The sequence below is a fragment of the Halalkalicoccus paucihalophilus genome (genome assembly GCF_001593955.1).
GTDB lineage: Archaea > Halobacteriota > Halobacteria > Halobacteriales > Halalkalicoccaceae > Halalkalicoccus > Halalkalicoccus paucihalophilus.
The window spans coordinates 346,741-369,575 of sequence record NZ_LTAZ01000005.1; the positions used below are offsets into that span (position 1 = coordinate 346,741).

Genomic DNA, 22,835 nt, shown 5'->3' on the forward strand with positions numbered 1-22,835 from the left:
CGATCATTCCGCGAGGTCGGCGATCCGCGAGAGCGCGAGCCGACAGACTGGCGCGTAGCCCGCCGCGAGCACGGGCACCTCGAAGACCGCCAGACAGCTCCCGTTGTAGGGTTCGACCCGGTGGCCCGTCGCCGGGATTCCCGCGACCTCCCACGTCCAGCGGTACGCGTCACGGTAGGTAACCTCGAAGGGGATCCAGATCCCACCGACGAGTCGGACCCGCCCGGTCGTCCCCGACTCGATCCGTCGGTCCGCGCACTCGACGTCGGTGATCGAGGGGCCCCACTCGGGCCAGCGTCGCGTGTCCACGAGCAGGTTCCAGACGACTTCGGCGGGCGCGTCGACGGGTCGAACGACGTCGACGGTCCGCCCGGTGATCCCACGAAACCGGTTCACGAGGTGTGTTGGCGGGCGGGGTTCAAATACGATCGGTGGGCAGTGGATCGATTACTCGAACGCCGCGGCCGACTCCCCGTCCTCGAGGATCCGGTAGTCCGTCTCCCCACAGCAGCCCTCGTCGGAGCCAATGGGATGGAGCGATTCGTCGGGCCAGACTCGCACCGGAACCAGTTCTCCACAACCGTCACAGACCGCGACCGCCTTCTTCTTGTCTCCGTCCGTCATCGGTACGGCGATCCTACGACGCGCGATACTATGAGGATATCCATCCGAATCGCCAGGGTCGTGCGAATGCGAGCCATCCTGAAACCGGCCGCGACTGCCGCGTGACTAAGGGCTTTTAGACCGAATCGGCTAGTACGGAGGAGTTCTGTGAGTCGTGTCCCGAACCCGGTCAGACTGCTCGTCCTCTGGGTCGGGCTGGCGCTTTCGCGAGCCGGCCTGATCGACCGCCATCGCGCGCGTCGGATCACCGATCTGGCGTGGCCGCGCGTAGTCACGGGTATCGCCCGGATGTCGAAGAACGCCGTCGACGTGGCGATGGTCGGGATCGCCGCCGGCTCGGGCGCGATCGCCGGCGTCGGGTTCGCGGGCTCGTACTGGGGGCTCGCCTTCGCGGTCGGGGGCGGGATCGCCGGCGGGACGATCGCGCTGGTCTCCCAGTCGTTCGGGGCCGACGCCGACCGGGAACTCGGGCGGGCGGTCCGTTCGAGCGTCCTGTTGGTCGTCGTCCTCACGCTGCCGATCACCGCGGGGCTGTGGGCCTTTTCGACCGGGCTGCTCGACCTGATCAGCAACGACCCCGAGGCGATCGAACTCGGGGGTCGATACCTGCGGGTCGTCTCGGTGGGAGTGCCCTTCGCGGCGCTGAACCTGATCGGTAGTCGCGTGCTGGTCGGCGCGGACGACGCCTACACCGCGATGCTCGCGCGGGCGGGCGGCGCGGTCGTGAATGTCGGGATCAACGCCGTGTTGATCTTCGGCCTCGATATGGGCGTCGTCGGCGCGGCAATCGGCACCGTGCTCTCGAACGTCGTCGTCACCGCGACGTTCGCGACGGGGCTGGTGGCCGGCCGGGTCCCCGGGCTGGGGTCGTTTCCGGTCACCGTCTCCCCGACCGGCGTGTACGTCGACGTCGGGATGGCCCGCCAGCTCGTCTCGATCGGGCTCCCCGTGATGGGCCGGAACCTCGCCTGGCGGCTCGCGGACTTCCCGCTGCTGGCGATCGTCGACGTCTTCGGGCAGAACACCGCCGCGGCCTACGTCATCGCCCGGCGGATCTGGGGGGTCATGAACACGCCCGGCTGGGGCTTTGGCCTTGCGTCTTCGAGCCTCGTCGGTCAGGAACTGGGCGACGGAGACGAGCGCACGGCGGAAGCCTACGGTCACGAGATCGTCCGCTTCGCAGTGGCGGTCTACGCCGTCTCGGCACTGTTGGTCTTCCTGTTCGCAGAACCGATCGTGCTCGCGTTCGTCGACGACCCCACCACCGCCACGGTCCCGATCGCGGTCTCGCTGGTCTATGCCGCCTGCGCCGCGACCGTCCTGCAGGGCGTTTCGAAGGGGGCGGCCGGCCCGCTCGACGCCAGTGGCGACACCCGCTGGCCCTTCTACAGCCAGGCGATCGGGATGTTCGGCGTCTCGATCCCGCTTGCGTATCTCGGAGCGACCACGTCGCTCGGCCTGTGGGGGCTCTACCTCGCGTTCGTCGCCGAGACCGCCGTCCCCGCCGCCATCAACTACCACCGCTTTTCGACCGGGAAATGGAAGGTCATCAGTCGCTCCTACGGGCCACGAGGGGTCACGGGCGACGATTAGAGGACTGCGATCAACACGAGAAGCGCGAGGAGGACGGCAAGCGCGATCAGCCCGTAGCGCATCCGCGGGTCGTCGAGCAACCCGCCCTCGTCGCCGTGATACGGACTGAGAACCGTGTTGCCACACGAGCGACACTTGCTCGGGTTGCTCCGATGAACCGTCCCGCAGTTGTCGCATTTCCACTTCGTCATCGGGATCCCCTACGCTCCCGTCGTACATATGGCCGCCGACCGTCAGTGATATAAGAACATAGATATATTCTATACTATGATTTTGGTGTGGAAGAGAAGTAGCGGGTCCACCGATCGGGGCCAGTCGGAGGTCATCGGCGTGGTACTACTGCTCGCGGTAACGGTGATCGGGGTCACCATCATGGGCGCGACCGGCGCTGCGATGCTCGGCGACGCACAGAGCGACTCGCGTGTCGCACAGACACAGAACTCGATGGCCCAGTTGAGTTCGAAGGCGGGGCTCGTTGCGCTCGGCGAGTCCGAAAGCCAGTCGTTCAACCTCGGAACGGTCAATGACGGTACGGTCGAGGTCCGTGAGAACGTGGGTCACGTAACGGTGTACAAGGAAAACGAAACGGACTCGGAGGTGCTGTATAACGAGTCGTACGGCGCGGTCGTCGCGACCGTGGGGGACACGGAAATCGCGTATCAGGGCGGCGGCGTGTGGAAAAGGGACGGTGACAGGAGCGTGATGGCTTCGCCGCCGGAGTTCTACTACCGATCCAACACGCTGACGTTTCCGATCGTTCGCGTAACGGGGGAGGGACGGGCGAGCGGCGCCGTAACCGGTCAGTTCACTAACGTCAGCGAGAGTGGGTCGATCTACCCCAATGCATCGAACGAGTACACGAATCCCCTCGAAGAGGGGACGGTGATCGTCGAGATTCGAAGCGACTACTACGACGCGTGGGCCCGCTTCTTCGAGGATCGAACCACTGGTGACGTCGAAATGGACCACGAGAACCGAACGGCGAGGATCGAACTCACCGTACCGGCCGAGAAGGAAATCGAGAACGTGGTCGCGGTGTCCACGCCGAACGGGATCACAACCAATGGCGGCGACAAGCCGAACCCCTACCGTGAGGGAATCCAGTACCCCTCCGCGAGCCCGATGATCGAGAACCGGGTCACGGAGTGTACCGAATCCGGAACCGACTGTACGGAGGTGACGAACGAAACGACGATACGGGGCGATGCGAGCAAAGAGGAGACGCGGTATTACGCGACAGGCGAGGGGATTCCCGATGACCTGACGGTGCAGACGGACGGCGGGAACGTCACTCTGGTCGTAGACGGGGGCTTCGATCCGGAGAACGTCGAGATCGAGGGAGATGGGGACGTTTCCCTCGTCGTTGACGGCGTCTTCGAACCGGGTAGTCTCTCGATCAGGGGGGATGGAAACGTCTCAGTATACGTCACGGAAGGATTTTCACTCAGTGGAGACACTAACATCAACCCGACTGGCGAATCATCACAACTAATCGTCTACGTTCACTCGGATGGTTCAAATACGGATAGTAGTCAGCAAGGGAACCCGTCGTTTACTGGCGTGCTCTACGCGCCGAACACGGACGTAGAACTGAGCGGGAACACCGACTTCGGGGCGCGCTGATGGCACGGATTCTCCACATCAACGGCAACGCAGGCGAGTTCTTGTACGACGAGAGTCGTTCGGGATCGGGACGCCGATGATGGGTGGGGAGACCAGCCCCGTGGCGAACAGCGCGTAGCCTAGTAGGGTACCGACGATCCACAGCAACCCCCCGGAGAGGACGCCGTAAGCTAACGCCCGCGAGAGGTAGTGTTCGACGGTATCGCCCATCCGAGCCCGCTTGAGCGTCGTCTGAAACTCGGCGGCGAACTGACTGTCCTCACCGAACAACAGCCGATAGAGCGGGTAGAAGACGTCCCCGAGCCGATCGGTACCGTTTCCCTCTAGTACGAGGCTCACGGGATCTCCCCGCTACCGTCCACGGAGAGCGCGGCCTCGAGCGACCCCGACGAACCGCGATGGGCCGCGAAGAGCCGTTCGTCCGCGCGGTCGAGGATCTCACGTGATAGCTGGGCGGTCTCCTCGTCGGGACCCGGATGCGGGACGAGCGCCTCCTTTTCAGGTTCGACGTCGATCAACACGCTCTCCATCGAGCGAAGATCCTCCAAACTCCCGGCGAGTTCGTCGTTCGCGATCAGTCCAGCAGGTCGAACTCGTCGACGTCGCCGCCGTCGCCGTCGGAGAAGGAGGGGCGAGTCACCGAGGCGATCCAGTTTCGCTGCGGGAGTTCGACCTCGCGGGTGTCCTCGATCGAGACGATCTTCGCGTTCGAGGGGATAAAAAGCGAGACGGCGTTCAGGCTCGTGGTCTTTCCACTGGCGGTGCCACCCGCAAAGATCAGCGACTTGTGGTTCTCGATGCAGAGCTACAGGTAGGCCATCTCCTCGAGCGAGAAGGTGTGCCAGTTGATCAGGTCGATCGGCGTGAACGGGACGTCCTTGAATTGCCGGATGGTGTAGTTGGTGCCGTGATCCGAGACCTCCCGGCCGAGGGTGAGTTGGGCGCGCGAGCCGTCGGGCAGGGTGGCGTCGACCTGCGGGCGGCGTTTGTGATTCCCTTGCCCGAGCGCTGGGCGAGTTTGATGACGAAGTCGTCGAGGCGCTCGCGGCCGTGATGGACGTTCGAGATGATCTGCTCGTAGTCGGTGTGATAGACGAAGACGGGCGAGTCGTAGCCATCGCACGAGATGTCCTCGACGTTGATGTCGTGTTTGATCGGATCGATGCGTTCGTAGCCGATGAAATCGCGCTTGAGGTAGTACAGTAGTTTCGTGATCTGCGCTTCGGTCACCGTCTCGGGGTCCTCCGCGAGGATCGCCGGTTCGGGACGGACGGGGTCGACCAGTGGGGGGTCTACCGTCTCCCCGCGCCCGAGAAGCGATCGGACCCGACCGATCAGTCCCGCGGTTCGTCCCTCGGCCGAGCGACCGGCCGACTGACGCTCGACGAGCCCATACCGATCGAGCAGTCGGCGCGTCTCGCGCTCGATGACCGCCCGTCGCTCCCCCTCGTCGCCCTCGACCCGTACCTCATCATCGGTGTACTTGATCGCGATGCGGAGTTTGCCGGTGAGGAACTCCGTGAGGTCGCGCTCGATGGGGTTGCAGTACGGCTCGATGACGTAGTACTTCGTCTCGTTTTCCTTCCGGGAGCGAAAGAGGATCACGAACGAGTAGGGTTCGTTCACCCAGTAGCGTTCGACCTCCTCGAAGTGACGTTTCTTCCCCATCGGAACCGCCTTTTCGAGGTCGTAGCGCGTCGTGATCGTCGGCTTCCCCCGCGAAGAGAAGAAGGCGTCCTCGTCGAGGTCGGGATTCACGTCGACGGTTCGTTTCTCAACGAGAGTCGAAAGCGCGCTCGCGGCCGCCTCGCCCGAGCGAAGGGTCTCCTCCGTTCGCACGGGGAAAACCCCAGCAGTTCGGAGGGATCGAACGGGACCGGGTCCCCCGTGGAATCGAGCGGGACCGACCCGTCCGCCTCGTAGTAGTACTTCCGTTTGACGTGTTCCCACGTATAGCAGTCCTTGACGACGAGTCCGTCGGGGTCGAGGTAGGCGTTCAGTAGCCGTGCGTTCGTAGCGGCGATGGAAACCCCTTTCAGGGCATCCTCGGGACGATCCACGACGCTCGCGTCGGTGACCCTCGCCGGTGGGACGGGCCCCTGTACACTCCCGTCGGCATCGTCCGTCGACATTGAATGTAGTGATAACACATATATAAAAAGTATTTCGGTCAGATACAAAATAAAAGGGAAGCATACCGATAGCCACCTCCTCATGACGGACTGAGCCGTCCTTGATGATTGTTCCTCTCGAAAACGGTTATGTGACTGAGATACTTACTATGAACTGAGTAAAGATGAGTCGAACACAGCACATGAAGAACGCGAGCGCAGCGATGGACGGCTACAGCGGCAGACCAACGGCGGATCACCCGCTCCGGTTCCGGGAGCTCCTGAGCCAACTCGTCGGGGAGTGATCGGAGGGTCGGATAGTTCGTCGGACCGCACAATAACTCGATTTTTCAGGCGACTCGATTGGAGGGGCACTAGCGTCACGGAGGGCGTGACGGGACTGCCGTAAGTGAACACGAACGGCAGTCAGAAACGTTGCTCGCATTCGCTCACAACAGAATCAGCGGGCGTGACGGGATTCGAACCCGTGGTCTGAAGGTTAGGAACCTTCCGCCCTATCCGCTAGGCCACACGCCCTGTCGGTAGGTCGCGTGGGGAGGGAAAAACGGTTATCGGTTCTCGTCGGTCTCGGTTTCGAGTTCCGCTTCGGTGGAGGTCTCGGCGGTAGTGGTATCGGTAGCCGTCTCGCGCTCGTCGTCGGTACCGATCTCGGGTTCGGGTTCGTTCTCGGTCCGGGTCGCTCCCTCTCGCATCTCCTGGAGTTCTTGGTCGATCTCTTCGCGGCCTTTCTGGAACTCACCCATCGCCTGTCCGGTCGAACGGGCGAGTTTTGGGATCTTGTTCGCACCGAAGAGCAGGATCGCTATCAGGACGATCACTGCTAGTTCGATCCCGCCGGGGATCGGCCCGAACAGCGGGGCAAATTGTACTGTCATCCTAGTCGTTGATACCCACGTCTAAGTTATAGGCTTTTTGCTCGCTGCGCTCCGGATAAATGCTTATTTACGCCACCCCGGCCCAGGGTAGGTATGAGCGTCACCGTAACCCTCCCCGACGGAGCCGAACTGTCCGTCGAGGCCGGTTCGACGGTCGAGGACGTCGCCTACGAGATCGGGCCCGGTCTCGGTCGCGACACCGTCGCCGGCGTCGTCGACGGCGAGTTCGTCGCCAAGGAACACCCCATCGAGGAGGACGTCGAAATCGAGATCGTCACCGAAAGCAGCGATGAGTACCTCGATGCGCTGAGACATTCGGCGGCCCACGTCTTCGCACAGGCACTGCAGCGACTCCACCCCGAGGCGACGCTTACCATCGGCCCGTGGACCGACGACGGGTTTTACTACGACGTCACCGGCGTCGAACTCGACGAGGCCGATCTGGAGGAGATCAGCGCCGAAGCAGAGGAAATCATCGAGGCGGACCTTCCCATCGAGCGCGTCGAGATGAGTCGTGAAGAGGCCTTCGAGTACTACGAGGACAACCCGTTCAAACGGGAGATCCTGGAGGAGGAAGCGGCCGGCGAGGACCCCGTCAGTTTCTACGAACAGGCGGAGTTCCGCGACCTCTGTCGGGGCCCGCACGTCGCCTCGACCGGCGAGATCGGCGGGTTCACGCTGCTCGAGATCTCGGGGGCCTACTGGCGCGGGACCGAGGAAAACGAGATGTTGACTCGTGTGTACGGGACGGCGTTCCCTAACGAGTCCGAGCTAGAGGAATTCCTCGAGCGGCGCGAGCAGGCAAAAGAGCGCGACCACCGGAAGATCGGCCGCGAGATGGACCTCTTTTCGGTGCCCGACCACTCGCCGGGCTGTCCCCACTACCACCCCAACGGGATGACGATCCGTCGGGAGCTCGAGGAGTACATCCGCACGCAGAACGACGAGTTGGGTTACGAGGAGGTCCGGACGCCCGAACTCAACAAGGCCGAACTCTGGAAGCCGACGGGCCACTACGAGACGTTCACCGCCGAGGGCGAGATGTTCGCCTGGGAGCAGGACGACACCGAGTACGGCCTGAAGCCGATGAACTGCGCGAACCACGCGTACATCTACGACCAGCAGGTCCGGTCCTACCGTGATCTGCCCGTTCGGTTCTCGGAGTTCGGCAACGTCTATCGCAACGAGCAGTCGGGCGAGCTTTCGGGACTGCTCAGAGTTCGAGGCATGACCCAAGACGACGGTCACGCGTTCATCCGAAAAGACCAGATACAAGGCGAGATTGTCGACGTGCTGGAAGCGATCGACGAAATCCTCGGGCACTTCAACTTCGAGATGGAGTACGTACTGGAGACCCAAGGTGACAACGCGGTCGGGTCCGACCAGATCTGGCGTGAGGCGACCGACGCGCTCGGCGACGCGCTCGAATCGGAGGGGCTGACCTACGCTGTCGACGAGGGAGAGGCGGCCTTCTACGGCCCGAAGGTCGGTATCAACGCCGTCGACGCGCTCGGGCGGGAGTGGACCATCGGCACCGTCCAACTCGACTTCAACATCCCCGAGCGCCTCGATCTGACCTACACCGGCGAGGACAACGCCGAGCACCGCCCCGTGATGGTCCACCGCGCCCTGTTGGGAAGCTTCGAGCGGTTCATGGGCGTGATGATCGAGCACTTCGACGGGAACTTCCCGACGTGGCTCGCACCCGAACAGGTGCGGATCTTACCAATCAGCGACGACAACGTCGTCTACGCCGAGGAGATCCGGCGCGAACTCTCTGATTTCCGCGTCGGGATCGAGGACCGCTCGTGGACCATCGGCAAGAAGATCCAAGCCGCCCACGACGACCGCGTCCCCTACATGCTGATCGTCGGGGGCAACGAGGAGGAGGCCGGAACGGTCTCGGTGCGCGATCGCTTCGAGCGCGAGCGCGGGGACGTCTCGCCGAGCGAGCTCCGCGAGCACCTCGAAGGTGAGGTCGCCGAAAAACGGATCGAACCCGACTTCCTCGAGTGATCGACCTGCGGTCCGCGCTGCTCGGAACCATCATAGTTATTAGCGGGTGATGAGCCCATAGGGACATGGTTCGAGACCAGACCGACCGGGTAGATCGTCGAACGTTCCTGAGTACGGCCGGTGCGGCCGGACTCGTCGGCCTCGCCGGCTGTGGCGGTGGTGGAGGCGGAGGCGGCGGGGGAGGCGGCGACGGGCCGCAGTTCGTGACCATCGGCACCGGCGGTACCGGCGGGGTCTACTACCCGCTCGGTGGCGGGATGGCCGACATCCTCAACCAGAACCTCGACGTCGAGGCGTCGGCGGAATCGACGGGTGCGAGCGTCGAGAACTGCCGGCTCGTCGCGAGCGAGGAGATGACGATGGCGCTCGCGCTCGGCAACTCCGTGTTGCTCGCGGTCAACGGCGAGGGCGACTTCGACGAGGCCCTCCCGTTGTCGGCGGCGTTCGGGGCCTACCAGAACGCGACCCAGGTCGTCGTCCCCGCGGACTCGCCGGTCCAGACGCTCGCGGACATGGAAGGGCTGACCGTCAGCGTTGGCGCGCCCGGGAGCGGTACCGAGGTCATCGCCGAGGAACTGCTCGGCGTCTACGGGCTCACCTACGACGACATCGACGTACAGCGCCTCTCGTTTTCCGAGACCGCAAGCGCACTACAGGACGGCCAGATCGACGCCGGCTTCTGGAGCGTCGCCTACCCGGCCTCCTCGATTCAGGACCTGGCGAGCCAGCGAGCGATTCGGCTGATAGACTTCCCCGACGAGGAGATGAGCCAGATCACGAGCGAGTTCGACTACTACAACGCGGCGACCGTCCCCGCCGGCACCTATCAGGGCGTCGAGGAGGACGTGCAGGTCCCCGGCGTGACCAACACGATGATCGTCCGCGAGGACATGAACGAGGACTCGGTCTACGACATCGTCGAGGCGATCTACACCAACCTCGACCAGCTCGCGGAGGTCCACCCCGCGGCCGAGCAGTTCGAGTCGACGGCCCGCGAGGCACCGATCGACCTGCATCCGGGTGCGGCACAGTACTTCGACGACGCCGGGCTCTGAGATGCGCCGCCGTCGAGTGCTCTCCGCGCTGGTGGGTGGTGCCCTCGTCTCCCCGCTGGTCGCGACGGACGTGACGGTGTTGCGACTGGCGGACCCACGGACCGGCGAGACGCTCGGCGTCGAACGTGTCGAGGAGGGCGATCGATTCGCCATCCACTACGTCCACTCGTTCGACAAGACCCCGATTCGCGAGGTCTACGAGGTTCACGAGGAGGGAATCGTCCAGATACGCGAGGAGTTCGAGTACCACGCTATCGGGCTCGAGTACACCGAACGCAACCAGACGCGCGAGGACGGCTTTACGGTCCTGCACATGGACCGACGCCTCGACACCTTTACCGTCCGGGTGGCCAAGTACACCGATCAGACCCTGATCATCAACGGAGAGGAACGCCCGCTGTCGGCCTACACCGACGAGTGGGAGTCGATCCGATTCGCCGTCGAGCGGGTAAATTCCCTCCGATATCTCCACTACAGGCTACAGACGCTATGAGCACGACCACTGAAACGAAAGCGACCGACGGACTGACAGACGCCGAGGAGAAACGGGGCCGGAACCTCCGAGGCAAGACGCGGATACTGGCGCTCTCAGTGGCAGTACTTGCGGGGCTGTACCACATCGCCATCGCGGGCTTCGGCACACCCGGAGCGTTCATCAACCGCTCGATCCACCTGACGGCGGTGGTGATCCTCGCCCTCCTCTATTTCCCCGCGCGGGCCGCCGACACGGACCGCGTGCCGTGGTACGACTGGCTGCTCCTAGCCGTTGGCGTTCCGAGCACGCTCTACATCGCGTATGCGGTTCGCTTCGGGACGCTCGCCCAGCGTTCGGGCTCGCCCCTGCCGCGGGACCTCGTCTTCGGCGCGATCGCTATTCTCCTCGTTCTGGAGATCACCCGCCGGGCGACCGGACGGGCGCTACCAATCATCGGCTTTGCTTTCCTCGCGTACGCCTACTACGGCCGGCTGATGCCCGGCCCGCTCATCCACCGGGGCTACGACATCGACCGCATCATCGCCCACTCGTATCTCACCACGGAGGGGATCTTCGGCATCCCGCTAGGGGTGAGCGCGACGTTCGTCGTCGTCTTCATCATCCTCGGGGCCTTTCTGGAGGTGACCGGCGTCGGCGACTGGTTCATCGATCTGGCCTACGGGGCGACCGGCTGGACTACCGGCGGGCCCGCGAAGACATCGGTGCTCGCGAGCGGCTTCATGGCCAGCCTCAACGGGAGTGCGGTCGCTAACGCGGCGACGACCGGCGCGTTTACCATCCCGCTGATGAAACGCAGCGGCTTCGAGGACCGGTATGCCGCCGCCGTCGAGTCCGCTGCCTCCTCCGGCGGGCAGATCATGCCGCCGGTGATGGGTGCCGGCGCCTTCATCATGTCCGCGTGGACAGGAATCAGCTACGTCACCATCATCGCGGCGGCGGCCATCCCTGCACTACTGTACTTCCTCGGCGTCGGTGCCGCGGTCCACTTCCGCGCGAAACAACAGGGTCTCGAGGGCGTCGATCGGAGCGAACTACCCGATCCCTGGCACCTGCTGCGAACCGGCGCGCACTTCACGATCCCGCTGATCGCGCTCGTCTGGATGCTGGTCGCGGGCTACTCGGCGATGCTCGCGGCGTTCGTCGCCATCCTCCTGACGACCGTCGTCGCGATCCCGCTGTCTTCGGCCCGCGAGTTCGCGGGGGCGCTCCCGCGGGGCGACGTCGACACCCTCACCCGACTCTCCGGCGCTGCGGGCGTCGCCGCCGTCAACGCGCTGGATCGCGGGATGCGCATGACCATCGTCGTCGCGGCGGCGTGTGCGACCGCCGGCCTCGTCGTCGGGGTCGTCACGCTCACGGGGCTGGGACTGAAGTTCAGTTCGCTGATCACGACCGCCTCGGGCGGGATCGTCATCGTCGCGCTGGTGTTGACGATGATCACCTCGATCATCCTCGGGATGGGGCTGCCGACGACCGCCGCCTACGTCGTGCTGGCGGCGCTGGGCGCGCCCGCGCTCACCGCGCTGGGCGTCGAACTGCTCGCCGCCCACCTCTTCATCTTCTACTTCGGGATCATCAGCGCGATTACTCCGCCGATCATGCTCGCGGTGTTCACCACGAGCAGCATCGCCGAGTCCGATCCCTGGAAGACCGGCTTCACCGCGGTCAACCTCGCGGCAGCGGGCTTTCTCGTTCCCTACCTGTTCGTGCTGGGCCCGGAACTCCTGTTGATCGGCGAGACGACCGCTATCGTCACGGGCGTCGTCACCGCGGTCATCGGTGTCGTGGCCCTCTCGGCGGGCACGCAGGGCTACTTCTACGCGCCGACCCACCTGCTCGAACGGGTGGCGCTGGTCGCGGGCGCGGTGGCGCTCATCTATCCGGGGACGACGGCCGATCTCGTGGGACTGGCCGTCATCGCCGCCGTGTTCCTCCGCCAGTACGTCACGGTGCGCCGGGGCGCGACGCCCGCCACGAGCGCGAACTGAACACCCTCGTTCGATCCGTTTTCACACATCCGACCCAGCGAATCACGACCACCAGTCCGGAACCGCTAAACGACTGCCTTTCGACCACTCACACAACGAATGCGATTGGCACCGACACAGGCGGCGGTCCTCGAGGCGGCCAGTGCCACCGAGGATCGCACGATAGAACGGCTCGCCGAGGAACTCGGCGAAAAACCCGAGACCGTCACCGGGGCGGTCTTCGCCCTCGAAGAGGAGGGACTGCTCGACGTTTCGGAGGAGGAGATCGAGGGTGTCTCGCTCACCGAGGAGGGCGAGACGTACGTCGAGATGGGGCTACCCGAGCGCCGGCTCTACGAGACCGCCCTCGAACTCGACGCCGACGAGGAGCCCGTCTCGATGGGCGAGGTCATCGGACGCTCCGGTTTGGAGGGCTCGGAAGTCGACATCGCGCTGTCGAACTACGCCCGGAAGGGGTATGGTGAGATCGACTCGGGCGAACTCTCGGCGACCGCGGGTCGAGAGGAGGACGAGGAAGCCGACGCGCTGGCGCTGATCGCGGCCGAAGAGCCCGTAACCGACGAGTCGGTCCTCGACGACCTCACTCGACGTGATCTCGTCGCCCGGCGCGAGTCGACGGTTCGCTCGGTGACGGTGACAGAGGAGGGCGTCACCGCGCTGATGGAGGGGATCGAGGAGAGCGAGACCGTCGGCCAGATCACCCCCGAGCTGCTCACGACCGGCGAGTGGGAGGCGGTAGAATTCGCCGAGTACAACGTCGAGGCCGACGCCGCCGAGGTAGTGGGAGGAAAGAAACACGTCCTGCGCCAGACTGCCGACCGCGTGAAGGACGTTCTGGTGGGAATGGGTTTCGAGGAGATGGACGGCCCGCACGTCGATTCGGAGTTCTGGATCAACGACGCGCTGTTCATGCCCCAGGACCACCCCGCCCGAACCCACTGGGACCAGTTCGCGCTCGAAAAACCGGAAGAGATGGACAACCTGCCCGAGGACCTCCTCGACCGCGTGCGCTCGGCCCATTTGGAAGGGGTCGGCGAGGACGGCGAGGGCTATCACTCGCCGTGGACCGAGGAGGTCGCCCGCGGGATGGATCTGCGCGGCCACACCACCTCGCTGTCGATGCGATACCTCTCGGGCGAGGCGGTGGGTGACCTCGAACCGCCTCAGCGATATTTCTCGGTCGAGAAAGTGTACCGGAACGACACGCTGGATCCGACCCACCTGCTGGAGTTCTTCCAGATCGAGGGGTGGGTGATGGCTGAGGACCTCTCGGTACGCGACCTGAAGGGCACGTTCACCGAGTTCTACGAGCGCTTCGGCATCACCGACCTCCAGTTCAAACCCCACTACAACCCCTATACCGAACCGAGCTTCGAACTGTTCGGCCATCACCCCGAGACGGGCGAACTGATCGAGATCGGCAACTCGGGGATGTTTCGTCCCGAGGTGCTCGAACCGCTCGGCGTGGAGTGTGACGTGATGGCGTGGGGACTCGCGCTCGAACGCCTCGCGATGCTGATCACGGGCGCGGAGGACATCCGCGACCTGCACGGAACCCTCGCTGACATCGAGTTCCTCCGGAACGCGGAGGTGATCTACTGATGCCCGTCGTCGACATCGACCCCGACGAACTGCGGCAGCTGACCGGCACCGAGAGGGACGACGACCGGCTCAAGGATGACCTCTTCGGGCTGGGTCTGGAGTACGAGGGCGAGACGGAAGACGGCGACCTCCAGTTCGAGTTCGCGCCCGACCGGCTGGATCGCCTCTCGGTCGAGGGCGTCGCCCGCTCGCTCAGGTACCACTACGGCGAGGATCGAGGAACCTACGTCCCGCCGACGAACGACGCCGACTGGACGATCGAGGTCGAAGACAGCGTGCCCGACGAGCGCCCGTACGTCACCGGTGCGGTAGTTCGAGGAATCGACCTCGACGAGAAGGGACTCGACTCGCTGATCCAGCTCCAGGAGAAGCTCCACGCGACGATGGGCCGCAAGCGCGCGAAGGGTGCGATCGGGATCCACGATCTGACGATGCTGAAAGGCGAGTCGGTATCGGAGGAGGGCGGCCCGTCGATCCGGTATACGGGAGTCGACCCCGACGGACCGCGGTTCGTCCCCCTCGACTCGGACGCGGAGCTCACGCCCGCGGAGGTGCTCGAAGAACACCCGACGGGCCGGGAGTACGCGGATCTCGTGAGCGAGTACGAACGGTATCCGGCGATCTACGACGAACTCGGGCTGTTCTCGTTCCCGCCGGTGATCAACGGGCGGCGCACGGAGGTCTCGACCGATTCCCGCGAGCTGTTCGTCGAGCTCACGGGCACCGACCAGTGGACGATCGACAAGATGTGTGCGATCGTCTGCTACGCGCTGTCGGCCCGCGGCGCGACCATCGAGGAGGTCGAGGTCGAGTACCCCGACCGGACGCTCCTCAGACCGGATTTCGAGATCCGCGAAAAGCGCGTCTCACACGAGCGCATCGAGGGGATGCTCGGCATGGAGTTCGACCCCGAGACGGTCATCGACTGCTTCGAGCGTGCGGGACTATCTGCGACGCAGGTTCTCGGCGAGGAGACGGCCTACGACGTGGAGGTCCCGCCGTATCGCGTCGACGTCCTCCATCCGGTGGACCTGATCGACGACGTGGGCCGGGCCTACGGCTTCGATGGGCTGATCCCGAAGTATCCTGAGGTGAGCACCGTCGGCGCTCGCCACGAACGGACTCGACTGGAGGACGCCGCCCGGAACGTCCTCGTGGGACTCGGCTTCGAGGACACGCTGAACTTCCACCTGATCAACGAGGCGGAGAACTACGAGCGCCTCCGAGTAACGCCAGGTGAGGGGGTCCTCGGCGCGGGCGACCCCGCGACGATCCGCGAACCCTACAGCGAGGACTACACGATGGTGCGGACGTGGGCGCTACCCTCGTTGGTGATGGTTCTGGAGAACAACACGCACCGCTCGTATCCCCAGAACCTCGCGGAGGTCGGCTTCGCCGCCGAGTTGGACGACTCGACGGAAACCGGCGTCAGAGAGCGCCGGACGGTGGCGGGCGTGCTCGCTCGGACCGACGCCTCCTACGAGGACGCCAAGGGAGTCCTGCAGGCGCTCGCCCGGAACTTCGAAGTCGACCTCGAAACCCCGCCGACCGAGCATCCGACCTTCATCGACGGACGGGCCGCGTCGGTCGTGATCGACGGACAACCGGCGGGAGTCGTCGGCGAGATCCACCCCGAAGTGCTGGTCGAACACGACCTCGAACTCCCGGTCGCGGCCTTCGAGTTCCGGTTGGACACCTTGGAGTGAACGAGCGCGACGGCTGGCTACCACTTATCACGGTGGCGGGCGAACGCCCGCCATGGACCTGATCGGCCGAACCCTCCCACCCTCGCTCGTCTGTCACGACTGCGACGACGAAATCGATCCGCGCGGCGGTATCTACGTCGAGGTGACTGGCGACGAGGTACGACCGATCTGTCCCGAACACGCCGAGGGCGCATACGGCGTCGAAGTGGAGCGCCGTTCGCGACCCGAAAACGCCGAGAAGTGGGACGAGTGGTACGTCATCACCTCCGTACCCGACGCGGGCTGAGCGGTTTTACGTCTCCGACCCCTAGAGTCCGTGTGAACCACCTGGTCGACGGGGAGTGGCGCACCGACGCCTACGAAACCACGAACGAGGAGGGGGCCTTCGAGCGCCAGGAGACGACGTTTCGCGATTGGATCGGCGAGGAGTTCCCCGCCGAGGCGGGCCGATACCACCTCTACGTTTCGTACGCCTGTCCGTGGGCTCACCGAACCCTTCTCGCACGATCGCTAAAGGGCTTGGAGGACGCCATCTCGGTGTCGGTCGTCGACCCCTTCCGGGACGCCGATGGCTGGCAGTTCACCCCCGAGAAGGAGGGCTGTACCGAGGACCCCCTCTACGGGGCCGAGTACCTCCGCGAACTCTACGTCCGCGCGGACCCCGATGTGACCTGCCGTGTGACCGTGCCCGTGCTGTGGGACACGAAAGAGGAGACCATCGTCAACAACGAATCGAAGGAGATCCTGCGGATGTTCGATACCGAGTCCGAAGAACAGGCGACCCGCGACGTGGACCTCTTCCTGGAGGGCTATCGCGAGGAGGTAGAGGGGATCATCGACGCGATCTACGAGCCGATCAACAACGGTGTCTACCGGGCGGGCTTTGCGGGCTCACAGGAGGCCTACGACGAGGCGATAGAGGACCTCTTCAGCACGTTGGATCGCTGGGATTCGACTCTCGCCGACCGGCGCTACCTCGCCGGGGATCGCCTCACCGAGGCCGACATCTGCATGTTCACCACCCTGGTGCGCTTCGATCAGGTCTATCACACCCACTTCATGTGTAACGTGATGCAGATCCGGGACTACGAGCACCTCTGGCCCTACCTGCGCGATCTGTACCAGACCCCCGGCGTCGCCGAGACGGTGAACATGGACCACATCACGGAACACTACTACACCACCCACCCGGACGTCAACCCCTCACGGATCGTCGCCCGTGGGCCGGATCTCGACTTCGAGGAACCCCACGACCGCGACGAGTTGGCGGGCGAGCCGCCTGGCGCGCTGATTCGATAGCGGCGGGTTCATCGTCTCGGGGCGTGTTATCTACCGACATGGATTCGGAGGCAGAAACGACGGTCGTGATCGTCGGGGCCGGACCGGGAGGCTGTCTGTTGAGCTATCTGCTCGCTCGAAGCGGCATCGAGACGACCCTGGTCGAGCGCCACGCCGCGCTGGATCGGGAGTTCCGGGGCTACCTGTTCCAGCCGCTCGCGCTCGACGTCTTCGAGCAACTGGGACTCCTCGAAAGCGTTCTCGAACTGCCCCACGAACGGGTCTCGCGCCCGGAGGTGGTGGTCTACGGGCGACCCTACCCGACCATCGACTTCGAGGCGCTCGGGGGACGCCACGACTACGCGCTGTTGATGGAACAGCCGCCGCTGCTCGAACGGCTCATCGAGCGTGCCGCCGAGTTCCCGACCTTCGAGTACCACGATCGGCTGCCCGCACGTGACCTACTCACCGAGGGCGGGCGGGTCGTCGGCGTGCTCGCGACGGATCGCCGGACCGGCGACGCAGTGAGGCTCCGCTCGCGGGTCGTCGTCGGCGCCGACGGTCGCTACTCGACGATCAGAGACAGCGCCGGAATCGATCCCGGCAGACTCGAATCGAAACTCGACCTGCTGTGGTTCAAGCTGCCGGCAGCGGCCGTCGGCGAGGCCGCACAGGCCCGCTATGACGACGCCGGCCTGCTACTCTACTTCGGACTGGGCGGCGGCGTGGCACAGGCCGGCTGGTTCATCCCGCGAGGGAGCTATGCCGACCTTCGCGAGCGGGGGATCGAGGCGTTCCGCGAGCGGGTCGCGAGCGTCGATCCCGGCCTCGACGGGGTGCTCCCCGACGCGCTCGAAAGCTTCGAGGACTGCAGCCTGCTCCGGATCGAACCCGGACTGAGCGAGCGGTGGGTCGACGGCGGCCTCCTGCTGCTGGGCGATGCGGCCCACATCGCCTCGCCGGTCGGTGGGCAGGGGAACGTACTGGCCATCGCGGACGCCGTCGCCGCCCACGAGACGATCGCCCGTGCGCTCTCGCTCGATCCCGGCGACGGGCCGCTTCCCGCCTGTGCGCTCGCGCGCTACGAGACGCGGCGTCGCCCCCCTGTCAAACGGGTGATCGAGGCCCAGCGCCGGGCCGAACGGGCGTTGACGGCGCTCGTCCTCCACGGCGATCGGCTTCCGCGATCGATCCGTCGGCCCGCATTGCGGGCGTTGTTCTCGGTCGCCCCGCGTACTCCCGCCGCGAGACGAACGGCCGAACTGTTCGCGTTCGGCCCCAATCCCGTTCGCGTGGACGACTCGTGGTTCGAGCGGGAGGTCCCGACGCAGTTCTGACGGCTGGCCTCACTCCGACCACGACCGAGGGATCGCCCACGCGTAGAGCAGCGACGGCCGCGGTGTCGAACCGGACTCCGCCGAACTCGTCGAGACCCCGAGCGACGCCGCCTAAAGGGGGGTTTTTCTACCTCGCGGACGGACCGGGGTGTATGGCCGAGACGACCGGTAATCGCCACTACGATCCCGATGCCGAGCACGCCTTCCCGGACGAGCGGCTCAACGAGGTCCTCTCCTTTATCGAGACCGACGAGGAGATCCAGACCTACCTCGAAGCCCAGAACGTCAACCCCGTGACCCGGATGCGCTACAACGACCACGGCGAGAAACACATCGAGATCGTTCTGAACCGCGCGCTCTGTCTTTACGACCTGCTCAAGCGCGGCGGCGTCGAGTTCAACGGGGCACGCGATCAGGGGTTAGAGGAGGCCGACGAGGCGGTGATCCTCGCGCTGGCCGCGAAGCTCCACGACATCGGCCACGTCGTCCACCGCTCGGACCACACCTACTACTCGATCCCGCTGGCGGCGGATATCCTCAACCGGATCCTCCCGGAGTTCTACGGGATCGACGGGCAGGTCCGGATCAAGGGCGAGGTGCTCCACGCGATCCTCTGTCACCACACCGAGGAAGTCCCGCTGACCCGCGAGGCGGGCGTCATCCGGATCTGTGACGGCCTCGACATGGAGCGCGGGCGCTCTCGCAACCCCTACGAGCGCGGTGGCCGGGGGATCAACACCGTCTCGAGCCAGGCGATCCAGCGCGTCTCGCTCCACGAGGGCGAGGACATCCCGGTCCACGTCGAGATCGAGATGACCGACGCGGCGGGCGTCTATCAGGTCGACAGCCTGCTGAAGGCGAAACTCGACGACTCGGGGCTCGAAGATTTCGTCCGGATCGTCGCGATCAACACCCGCAGCGAGAACGAACTCGTCGAGCGGATCGAACTCTGATCGACGAGGACGGATGACACGGCTTAACCGAGTCCCCGCCGTCGAGACACCATGAGCGACGCCCTTCTTCTCGTCGGTGTGCTGGTCGCGGCGTTCGTCGGTTACAACGTCGGCGGGGCGACGACCGGTCCCGCGTTCGGCCCCGCGGTCGGATCGAACGCGATCTCGAAGGTCGGCGCGGCAGCACTGATGACCGTGTTCTTCTTCGTCGGCGGGTGGACCCTCGGCCGGGAGGTCGTCAACACGCTGGGCGGCGATATCGTCCCGAACTCGCTGTTCAGCCTCGAAGTGAGTATCACCGTTCTTTTCTTCATCGGCGGGGCGCTGTTCGTCGGGAACGTCTTCGGCGTTCCGGCCTCGACCTCGATGAGCGCCGTCGGGTCGATCGCGGGGCTGGGAATCGCGACCGGCGAGATCAACTGGGCGACGATGGGCGTAATCGTCACGTGGTGGCTCGTCGCACCCGTGATCGCCTTCTGGATCAGCGGGGTCATCGGCCGGTACTTCTACGCGTATCTCAACCGGCTGGTTTCCATTCCGCGAACCGACGAGTCGACGTTCGTCCTCGACCGCTCCGGGCCCGTGCCGCGAATCACGACCGGGGAGAGCGCAAACCGCCGGGAGGTCGTCGGAACGCTCGTCCTGATCGGGATCGGCTGTTACATGGCGTTCAGTTCGGGCGCGAGCAACGTCGCCAACGCGGTCGCCCCGCTCGTCGGAAGCGGCGAGCTGGCGATGAACCCCGCGATCATACTTGCGGCCGCGGCGACCGGACTGGGAGCGTTTACGATCGCCAGACGTACCCTCGAAACGCTCGGCAACGACATCACCGACCTCCCGCTGACCGCCGCGATCGTCGTCGCGGTCGTCAGCGCGACCATCATCTCCCTGCTCTCTGCGGCCGGCATCCCCGCGAGCTTCGTCGTCGTCGCCACGATGAGCATCATCGGCCTCGGCTGGGGGCGTGCGACTCGGACGACGACGATATCGGCGGGCGTTCGCGGGCGCGAGCGAACCAACGTCTCGGTCGGCGCGCTGGCCGCCGACCGCGAGGGCGAGCCCCTCCCGAAGATCGGTGACGAACGCCCCGAGGAGATCCCGAAAACCACGGACCTGTTCGACCCCGGGACGACCGCCCGCGTGATCCTCCTACAGAACGTCGTCCCCGCACTCGCAACCGTCGGGGCGTATCTCACCTTCCGGTTCGTGCCGGTTTTCGGCCTGTAGTCAGTCCCGCCAGCGCCTGACTCGCTCGCTGTCGTCGACTCGGATGGTGGTCTTGTCGGTCCTGCTGATCCAGTTTACGAACGATTGCAAGCGCTCGGCCTCGCGCAGGGCCTCGATCGTGTCGTACTCCTGTCTGAGTTCGTGGTGGGTAAACGTCGCGTGGACCTGCTTGTGACAGGGCTGGCAGAGCTGGACCGTCGGGCTCTCTTTTCTGTTCTTCGGGATCAGGTGGTGGGTCGTGGTCTCGATCTCGCGCCCACAGAGTTCACAGCCCATATCGGAGGGACGGACCGCGGAACCGAAAGCGTGTCCACTTTTCACCCGGCGGGTGTTGCTGTGTGGTATGCAGCTCCTCATCCCGATCGACGGCTCGGACAGCAGCTTCGACGCGCTCCGTTTCGGCATCGAGTTCGCCCGCGGGTTCGATTCCGATCTGGCCGTGGTCCACTTCGCCGCCGAGCGAACCGAGACGACCGACGAACTGTTCGAGCGCGCTCGCGCGGCACTCGCGGAAGGGGGTCTCGATACCGAGCCCGAACTCGTCGAAACCGACATCGTCCGCGAATCGGGGGCCGCCCGAAAGGTCGGCCAGCGGATCGTCGAACTCGCCGAAGGGGGGGACTACGATCACGTCGTGATGGGTCGGGCCACGAGCGGGCGGCTCGAACGGTTCGTCGTCGGCAGCGCCTCGGAGGCAGTAATCGAGGAGAGCGACCTGCCCGTGACGCTCATCCCGTAGGTTGCGTGCTCCGGGCGTACGCTTTTGGAACCGAGCGCCGAACTCCGTCCATGAGCGACACCGGTGGGCACCGACGGGCACTCCTGTTGTGGGGCGGGGTCTTCGGGTTCGGACTGGGCGCGGTGCTTGACGTGGTGGTCTTTCATCAGATCCTCCAGACCCATCACCTGCTTTCGAGCGTCTACGATCCGCGGACCTACGACGGCCTACGGACGAACGTCATGTTCGACGGGCTGTTCTCGCTTACGATGCTCCTGATCGCGGGACTGGGAGCGGTGATGCTCTGGCGGACGGTCAATCGTGCCCGAGAGCCCCTGTCCGGGCTCGTCGTCGTGGGGGCGAGCCTCGTCGGGGCCGGCGTGTTCAACGTCTTCGACGGGACCGTGGATCACTACCTGCTGGGGATCCACGACGTGGTCCACGGCACCGAAGCGTGGAATCCACCGTGGGTACTCGTCAGCCTGCTCATGCTCGGGGCCGGCCTGCTCGCACTGTGGGTCGCCGACCGGCGACGCGGTCCCCGGGGAACTACGGAGGAAGTCGCAGACTGAACTCCCCCCGGTCGAGAAACGCCGTCTCGTAGCCCTCGTGGCGCGCCAGTTGCGGCGGCGTCTCGATCGCTATCGTCACCCGCTCGCCCCCGTCGAGGTCGACGGGCGCGCCGTAGTGGTAGCCGAGCTCGGGATCGAACGACTCCGAGAGGGCGAGGGTGTCGCTCGACCCGGCGCGGTCGATCCGCGCCGACAGCGACGCGAACGCCAGTGGGAACCCGTTGTACGGCGTCCGCATCGAGGCGATCAGGTAGTTCCCGTCGAGCGCCACGACGACTCGACAGTCGCCGACGGTCCCGGTCTTTAGATGGGTAGAAAACGCCTCGACGGACGGTGCGGTCGGAACCGCCGAGTGACCCTCGACGTGACTACCGCCTTCGGCATGCTCACCTCGGCCGTGGCCCATCGGTTCGACGGCCCCGGGTTCGCCCCGTCGGTCCTCGTCGAGGACGGTCCGGTCGAGCGCCTCGATCGCCGCCGGGTCGTACTCGAACTCCACCTCGTGGACGCCGGGATCGAACCGGGTCGTCCGGTCGCGGTGGCGGATCCCCGCCGAGAGGACCTGGACGGTCGCCGGGTAAGTCCCGGGACCGGGCAGGGTGACGTTGTCGCCGTAGTGTGGCCCCATCCGCTGGGAGAGCATTGGCCAGAGCGTCCGGTCAGTCGACTCGCCCTCGTAGGGGATCGAGACGCGCACCTCCGCTGGGAGGTATCGCCCCGAGGCCGGCTCGCGGACGGCGGCCATCAGGTGGACCGAATGGGCCTCGCGCATCGCGACCTGGTTTGTCTCGGTGCCGGTTACCGTCCAGAACCCGTGCGGCCGGCTCGCGAAGAGTGTGAGGTCGTACCCGTCGGCGTTCACGCTCGCCCACGTCGCCATCCCGTGGATCTCCGGGGGGACGTAGACCGCCTCGGGACGGTCGACGACGAGGTCGCGCCAGGCCGACTCGGAGCCGAGGGTGTCGAGACAGCCCGCAAGCGACGCTCCGCCGAGGAGTGCCACTCCGGAGCGAAGGGCGTCACGACGCTGCATGATACCG

Annotated in this window: 23 protein-coding genes, 1 tRNA gene and 1 pseudogene; 15 read left to right on the top strand and 10 right to left on the bottom strand. The window is 65.3% G+C overall.

Translation table 11 applies throughout. The features are described 5' to 3' along the window. Nucleotides 1-3: 3 nt before the first annotated feature. Both HAPAU_RS11250 and HAPAU_RS21665 read right to left on the bottom strand, forming a co-directional pair. Nucleotides 4-396, bottom strand: coding sequence for an SRPBCC family protein (locus HAPAU_RS11250; protein WP_066382647.1), 393 nt, complete (start codon nucleotides 394-396; stop codon nucleotides 4-6). A 51-nt stretch (nucleotides 397-447) separates the two neighbouring features. Continuing rightward, the gene (locus HAPAU_RS21665; RefSeq protein ID WP_169802645.1) at nucleotides 448-624 is read right to left on the bottom strand and encodes a hypothetical protein; all 177 of its coding nucleotides are present in this window, start codon (nucleotides 622-624) and stop codon (nucleotides 448-450) included. Nucleotides 625-771: 147 nt separating this feature from the next. Between HAPAU_RS21665 and HAPAU_RS11255 the strand changes: the two genes are divergently transcribed. Further along, a complete protein-coding gene (locus tag HAPAU_RS11255) occupies nucleotides 772-2,217 on the top strand; it encodes an MATE family efflux transporter (protein ID WP_066382648.1) in 1,446 nt (481 codons plus the stop codon). Here the strand turns inward: HAPAU_RS11255 and HAPAU_RS11260 are convergent. Next, entirely contained in the window at nucleotides 2,214-2,408 is a 195-nt protein-coding gene (locus HAPAU_RS11260; RefSeq protein ID WP_066382649.1) for a hypothetical protein, read from the bottom strand. The genes HAPAU_RS11255 and HAPAU_RS11260 overlap by 4 nt on opposite strands. A 76-nt stretch (nucleotides 2,409-2,484) precedes the next feature. Between HAPAU_RS11260 and HAPAU_RS11265 the strand changes: the two genes are divergently transcribed. Next, on the top strand, nucleotides 2,485-3,840 hold the full coding sequence (locus HAPAU_RS11265) for a DUF7289 family protein (protein ID WP_066382650.1): 1,356 nt from the start codon (nucleotides 2,485-2,487) through the stop codon (nucleotides 3,838-3,840). An 18-nt stretch (nucleotides 3,841-3,858) separates the two neighbouring features. Here the strand turns inward: HAPAU_RS11265 and HAPAU_RS11270 are convergent, their stop codons facing one another. The 5 genes and pseudogenes from HAPAU_RS11270 to HAPAU_RS11285 all read right to left on the bottom strand — a co-directional run bounded on the left by HAPAU_RS11270 (nucleotide 3,859) and on the right by HAPAU_RS11285 (nucleotide 6,847). Continuing rightward, the gene (locus HAPAU_RS11270) at nucleotides 3,859-4,179 is read right to left on the bottom strand and encodes a hypothetical protein (protein ID WP_066382652.1); all 321 of its coding nucleotides are present in this window, start codon (nucleotides 4,177-4,179) and stop codon (nucleotides 3,859-3,861) included. Further along, nucleotides 4,176-4,388 (bottom strand): hypothetical protein, encoded by a 213-nt coding sequence (locus HAPAU_RS23225; RefSeq protein ID WP_169802646.1) that lies wholly within the window; start codon nucleotides 4,386-4,388, stop codon nucleotides 4,176-4,178. The genes HAPAU_RS11270 and HAPAU_RS23225 overlap by 4 nt, the downstream gene beginning before the upstream one ends. A 29-nt stretch (nucleotides 4,389-4,417) precedes the next feature. Continuing rightward, nucleotides 4,418-5,972: pseudogene (locus HAPAU_RS11275) on the bottom strand (type II/IV secretion system ATPase subunit); the annotation flags it as partial. 443 nt (nucleotides 5,973-6,415) lie between these two features. After that, nucleotides 6,416-6,488, bottom strand: a tRNA-Arg gene (locus HAPAU_RS11280). Between the two features lie 32 nt (nucleotides 6,489-6,520). Next, nucleotides 6,521-6,847, bottom strand: coding sequence for a twin-arginine translocase TatA/TatE family subunit (locus tag HAPAU_RS11285; RefSeq protein ID WP_066382656.1), 327 nt, complete (start codon nucleotides 6,845-6,847; stop codon nucleotides 6,521-6,523). A gap of 93 nt (nucleotides 6,848-6,940) precedes the next feature. Between HAPAU_RS11285 and thrS the strand changes: the two genes are divergently transcribed. The 11 genes from thrS to HAPAU_RS11340 all read left to right on the top strand — a co-directional run bounded on the left by thrS (nucleotide 6,941) and on the right by HAPAU_RS11340 (nucleotide 20,505). Beyond that, a complete protein-coding gene (gene thrS, locus HAPAU_RS11290; RefSeq protein WP_066382657.1) occupies nucleotides 6,941-8,863 on the top strand; it encodes a threonine--tRNA ligase in 1,923 nt (640 codons plus the stop codon). Nucleotides 8,864-8,928: 65 nt separating this feature from the next. Beyond that, the gene (locus HAPAU_RS11295) at nucleotides 8,929-9,918 is read left to right on the top strand and encodes a TAXI family TRAP transporter solute-binding subunit (RefSeq protein ID WP_066382658.1); all 990 of its coding nucleotides are present in this window, start codon (nucleotides 8,929-8,931) and stop codon (nucleotides 9,916-9,918) included. A 1-nt stretch (nucleotide 9,919) separates the two neighbouring features. Continuing rightward, the gene (locus HAPAU_RS11300; protein ID WP_066382659.1) at nucleotides 9,920-10,411 is read left to right on the top strand and encodes a DUF1850 domain-containing protein; all 492 of its coding nucleotides are present in this window, start codon (nucleotides 9,920-9,922) and stop codon (nucleotides 10,409-10,411) included. Continuing rightward, entirely contained in the window at nucleotides 10,408-12,402 is a 1,995-nt protein-coding gene (locus HAPAU_RS11305) for a TRAP transporter permease (protein WP_066382660.1), read from the top strand. The genes HAPAU_RS11300 and HAPAU_RS11305 overlap by 4 nt, the downstream gene beginning before the upstream one ends. A 99-nt stretch (nucleotides 12,403-12,501) precedes the next feature. After that, nucleotides 12,502-14,004, top strand: a complete 1,503-nt coding sequence (pheS, locus tag HAPAU_RS11310; protein WP_066382666.1) for a phenylalanine--tRNA ligase subunit alpha — start codon at nucleotides 12,502-12,504, stop codon at nucleotides 14,002-14,004. Further along, nucleotides 14,004-15,710, top strand: a complete 1,707-nt coding sequence (gene pheT / locus HAPAU_RS11315; protein WP_066382667.1) for a phenylalanine--tRNA ligase subunit beta — start codon at nucleotides 14,004-14,006, stop codon at nucleotides 15,708-15,710. Before pheS ends, pheT begins: the two co-directional genes overlap by 1 nt. Nucleotides 15,711-15,762: 52 nt before the next feature. Further along, nucleotides 15,763-15,996, top strand: coding sequence for a hypothetical protein (locus HAPAU_RS11320; RefSeq protein WP_066382669.1), 234 nt, complete (start codon nucleotides 15,763-15,765; stop codon nucleotides 15,994-15,996). Nucleotides 15,997-16,028: 32 nt separating this feature from the next. Further along, on the top strand, nucleotides 16,029-17,009 hold the full coding sequence (locus tag HAPAU_RS11325; RefSeq protein ID WP_066382671.1) for a glutathione S-transferase family protein: 981 nt from the start codon (nucleotides 16,029-16,031) through the stop codon (nucleotides 17,007-17,009). Nucleotides 17,010-17,047: 38 nt separating this feature from the next. Next, nucleotides 17,048-18,325 carry an FAD-dependent oxidoreductase gene (locus HAPAU_RS11330; protein WP_066382677.1) on the top strand — a complete coding sequence of 426 codons (1,278 nt, stop codon included), beginning with the start codon at nucleotides 17,048-17,050 and terminating at the stop codon, nucleotides 18,323-18,325. Between the two features lie 152 nt (nucleotides 18,326-18,477). Next, nucleotides 18,478-19,278, top strand: a complete 801-nt coding sequence (locus HAPAU_RS11335; RefSeq protein WP_066382679.1) for an HD domain-containing protein — start codon at nucleotides 18,478-18,480, stop codon at nucleotides 19,276-19,278. Nucleotides 19,279-19,329: 51 nt separating this feature from the next. Continuing rightward, the gene (locus HAPAU_RS11340) at nucleotides 19,330-20,505 is read left to right on the top strand and encodes an inorganic phosphate transporter (RefSeq protein WP_066382680.1); all 1,176 of its coding nucleotides are present in this window, start codon (nucleotides 19,330-19,332) and stop codon (nucleotides 20,503-20,505) included. On the opposite strand, the gene HAPAU_RS11345 is transcribed toward HAPAU_RS11340, so the two are convergent. Beyond that, complete coding sequence (locus HAPAU_RS11345) at nucleotides 20,506-20,781, bottom strand: hypothetical protein (protein ID WP_066382681.1); 276 nt, start codon at nucleotides 20,779-20,781, stop codon at nucleotides 20,506-20,508. It abuts the gene before it with no gap. A gap of 67 nt (nucleotides 20,782-20,848) precedes the next feature. Here HAPAU_RS11345 and HAPAU_RS11350 point away from each other — a divergent pair, with 67 nt between their 5' ends. Then, nucleotides 20,849-21,244, top strand: coding sequence for a universal stress protein (locus HAPAU_RS11350; RefSeq protein WP_066382682.1), 396 nt, complete (start codon nucleotides 20,849-20,851; stop codon nucleotides 21,242-21,244). A 50-nt stretch (nucleotides 21,245-21,294) separates the two neighbouring features. Further along, complete coding sequence (locus HAPAU_RS11355; protein ID WP_066382683.1) at nucleotides 21,295-21,795, top strand: DUF2243 domain-containing protein; 501 nt, start codon at nucleotides 21,295-21,297, stop codon at nucleotides 21,793-21,795. On the opposite strand, the gene HAPAU_RS11360 is transcribed toward HAPAU_RS11355, so the two are convergent. Continuing rightward, nucleotides 21,773-22,828, bottom strand: a complete 1,056-nt coding sequence (locus HAPAU_RS11360; RefSeq protein ID WP_066382685.1) for an iron transporter — start codon at nucleotides 22,826-22,828, stop codon at nucleotides 21,773-21,775. The two genes, HAPAU_RS11355 and HAPAU_RS11360, sit on opposite strands and share 23 nt — an antisense overlap. Between the last annotated feature and the right edge of the window lie 7 nt (nucleotides 22,829-22,835).

Excerpts from the sequence above, each read along its gene's own strand:
- HAPAU_RS11320 (WP_066382669.1), top strand. The coding sequence starts at position 15,763 with ATGGACCTGATCGGCCGAACCCTCCCACCCTCGCTCGTCTGTCACGAC.
- HAPAU_RS11335 (WP_066382679.1), top strand. The coding sequence starts at position 18,478 with ATGGCCGAGACGACCGGTAATCGCCACTACGATCCCGATGCCGAGCAC.
- pheS (WP_066382666.1), top strand. The coding sequence starts at position 12,502 with ATGCGATTGGCACCGACACAGGCGGCGGTCCTCGAGGCGGCCAGTGCC.
- HAPAU_RS11305 (WP_066382660.1), top strand. The coding sequence starts at position 10,408 with ATGAGCACGACCACTGAAACGAAAGCGACCGACGGACTGACAGACGCC.
- HAPAU_RS11340 (WP_066382680.1), top strand. The coding sequence starts at position 19,330 with ATGAGCGACGCCCTTCTTCTCGTCGGTGTGCTGGTCGCGGCGTTCGTC.
- HAPAU_RS11295 (WP_066382658.1), top strand. The coding sequence starts at position 8,929 with ATGGTTCGAGACCAGACCGACCGGGTAGATCGTCGAACGTTCCTGAGT.
- HAPAU_RS11355 (WP_066382683.1), top strand. The coding sequence starts at position 21,295 with ATGAGCGACACCGGTGGGCACCGACGGGCACTCCTGTTGTGGGGCGGG.
- HAPAU_RS11285 (WP_066382656.1), bottom strand. The coding sequence starts at position 6,847 with ATGACAGTACAATTTGCCCCGCTGTTCGGGCCGATCCCCGGCGGGATC.
- thrS (WP_066382657.1), top strand. The coding sequence starts at position 6,941 with ATGAGCGTCACCGTAACCCTCCCCGACGGAGCCGAACTGTCCGTCGAG.
- HAPAU_RS11265 (WP_066382650.1), top strand. The coding sequence starts at position 2,485 with ATGATTTTGGTGTGGAAGAGAAGTAGCGGGTCCACCGATCGGGGCCAG.
- HAPAU_RS11360 (WP_066382685.1), bottom strand. The coding sequence starts at position 22,828 with ATGCAGCGTCGTGACGCCCTTCGCTCCGGAGTGGCACTCCTCGGCGGA.
- HAPAU_RS11260 (WP_066382649.1), bottom strand. The coding sequence starts at position 2,408 with ATGACGAAGTGGAAATGCGACAACTGCGGGACGGTTCATCGGAGCAAC.
- HAPAU_RS11330 (WP_066382677.1), top strand. The coding sequence starts at position 17,048 with ATGGATTCGGAGGCAGAAACGACGGTCGTGATCGTCGGGGCCGGACCG.
- pheT (WP_066382667.1), top strand. The coding sequence starts at position 14,004 with ATGCCCGTCGTCGACATCGACCCCGACGAACTGCGGCAGCTGACCGGC.
- HAPAU_RS11350 (WP_066382682.1), top strand. The coding sequence starts at position 20,849 with ATGCAGCTCCTCATCCCGATCGACGGCTCGGACAGCAGCTTCGACGCG.
- HAPAU_RS11300 (WP_066382659.1), top strand. The coding sequence starts at position 9,920 with ATGCGCCGCCGTCGAGTGCTCTCCGCGCTGGTGGGTGGTGCCCTCGTC.
- HAPAU_RS21665 (WP_169802645.1), bottom strand. The coding sequence starts at position 624 with ATGACGGACGGAGACAAGAAGAAGGCGGTCGCGGTCTGTGACGGTTGT.
- HAPAU_RS11345 (WP_066382681.1), bottom strand. The coding sequence starts at position 20,781 with ATGGGCTGTGAACTCTGTGGGCGCGAGATCGAGACCACGACCCACCAC.